We start from the raw sequence: 2,570 nt of genomic DNA, 5'->3' as shown, positions 1-2,570 counted from the left end.
ACACACCACAGGGGCGGCACGCCACGGCACTTTCAACCAATAAATAATTGGTATCAACAAACTTGGCACACTATTGAGTTCTCAAACAACAGGAGCACCCGGCACCAGGACGACCCTCTCAGGCCCTCCATCGCTCCGGAGCAACTTTTCTAACTTACCCGCGCTGGCAGTTCTTGTCAAACCGCCCGGTCCCGCTCCGCCCGTTGGCAACTGCCTTCGGCCGGTTCGGCGAGGCGGCCTTACCGCCCTGCGCGGCTTTAAACTCTAGCACCGGTCGGCGCGGATGTAAATTCCGCTGCCGTTCATCCTTCCTCCACCCTGGCCGGGCCACCGGCAGCCGGCTTCAGGTACACCACGCCCAGCGGCGGCACCCGGAGCGTCGCAGAAGCGGGGCTGCCCTTCCAGCCGCCTTCCACGGCGGTGACCGCACCTGCGTTGACCACTCCGGATCCGCCGTATTCGGCGGAATCGGTATTCAGGGCCTCGTCCCATTCGCCCGCCCACGGCATTCCCAGCCGGAACCCTTCGTGCGGGGCCCCCGAGAAGTTAGCCACGCAGACGAGCGGGTTTCCGTGCTGGTCCCAGCGGATGAAGGACAGCGTGTTGTGCGCGCCGTCGTTCTCGTCGATCCACTGGAAGCCGGCCGGCTCATTGTCGCGCTCGTACAGGGCCGGCGTGGAACGGTAGATCCCGTTGAGGTTGCGGACCAGGTGCTGCAGGCCCTTGTGCGGAACGTTCTGGGAGAGCCACCAGTCCAGCCCGTGCTGCTCCGACCATTCCGACTCCTGGCCGAATTCGGTACCCATGAAGATCAGCTGCTTGCCCGGGTGCGCCCATTGGAAGGCCAAGTAGGCGCGCAGGTTGGCCAGCTGCTGCCAGCGGTCGCCGGGCATCTTGCGCAGCATCGACCCCTTGCCGTGGACCACCTCGTCATGGCTGATCGGCAGCAGGAAGTTCTCCGTGTAGGCATAGACCATCGAGAAGGTGGCCTTGCCGTGGTGGTACATCCGGTTGACCGGGTCCTCGGCGATGTATTCGAGCGTGTCGTGCATCCAGCCCATGTTCCACTTCAGGCCGAAGCCGAGGCCCCCCGCGCTGGTCGGGCGGGTCACGCCGTCGAACGCGGTGGACTCTTCCGCGATCATGACGATGCCCGGCACCCGCTTGTACGCGGTGGCGTTGACCTCCTGCAGGAAGGAAATGGCCTCCAGGTTTTCGCGGCCGCCGTGGATGTTGGGGACCCATTCCCCGTCATTGCGCGAGTAGTCGAGGTACAGCATGGAGGCCACCGCGTCCACCCGGAGTCCGTCGATGTGGAACTCCTCCAGCCAGTACAGCGCGTTGGCGACCAGGAAGTTCCGCACCTCGCGGCGGCCGAAGTCAAAGATCAGCGTGCCCCAGTCCGGGTGTTCGCCCAGCCGGGGGTCTGCGTGTTCATACAACGGCTGGCCGTCGAACCGGGCCAGCGCCCACTCGTCCTTGGGGAAGTGTGCCGGGACCCAGTCCAAAAGGACTCCGATGCCGGCCTGGTGCAGCCTGTCCACGAGGTACTTGAAGTCGTCGGGGTGCCCGAAGCGCGAGGTCGGCGCGTAATAGGAGGTGACCTGATAGCCCCACGATCCGCCGAACGGGTGCTCGGCCACCGGCATGAACTCCACGTGCGTGAAGCCCTGCCAGCTGACGTATTCGGCGAGCTGGTCGGCCAGCTGCCGGTAGTCCAGCCCCAGCCGCCACGACCCCAGGTGCACCTCGTACACGCTCATCGGCCCGTTGTGCGGGTCGCGGGCGGCACGCCGCTCCATCCATTCCTGGTCGCCGAAGCGGTAGTGCGATTCGACCACGCGGGACCCGGTCAACGGCGGGACCTCGGTCCAGCGGGCCATCGGGTCGGCCTTCTCCCGCCACTGGCCGTCCTGGCCCAGCAGCTCGTACTTGTAGACGGCACCGGCCTCGACGCCGGGGATGAACAGCTCCCACACGCCGGATCCGCCCATGGAACGCATCGCGTGCCGGGCGCCGTCCCAGTGGTTGAAGTCGCCCTTGACCCGGACAGCCCGGGCATTCGGCGCCCAGACGGCGAAGCTGGCCCCGGATGTGTCGCCCAGCGCGGAGTTGTAGCGGCGCACGTGGGAACCGAGCGCGGTCCACAGGGTCTCGTGCCGGCCCTCGCCGATCAGGTGCAGGTCGATTTCGCCCAGGCTGGGCAGGTAGTGGTACGGATCGTCGCTGATGGCGGGAGCACCGCCGTCGTACGCCACCTCGAGGCGGTAATCCGGGACGCGTCCCGGATCATCGGCCGGGAATACCGCCACCCAGATGCCCTCGTGCTCGTGTTCCATCGGCACGCGCAGTGACGGCGTGATCACCGTGACGGAGTCGGCCAGCGGACGCCGGGTGCGGACGGTGACGTGTCCATGGTCGTCCAGGTGGGCACCGAGCACTGCGTGCGGCTGGTGGTAGGACCCGTGCGCGACGGCGGAGAGCACCTCCGGCTCGACACGCACCGGGGTGCGGGAGCGGCTGCCCGACGGCGATGCCGGTCCGGGGGTGCCGGCCGCGCCGGAAGTGTT

General features: G+C 67.0%; 1 protein-coding gene. It reads right to left on the bottom strand.

The features are described 5' to 3' along the window. Positions 1 to 302 precede the first annotated feature (302 nt). Positions 303 to 2,570: 1,4-alpha-glucan branching protein GlgB (gene glgB / locus AC5RUJ_RS14370; protein WP_494156056.1), on the bottom strand; the 2,268-nt coding region annotated here is incomplete at its 5' end.

Source organism: Arthrobacter sp. Y3223164, assembly GCF_059091005.1.
The sequence above is the reverse complement of the archived record's forward strand: the minus strand, read 5'-3'. Positions and strand labels throughout refer to the sequence as shown.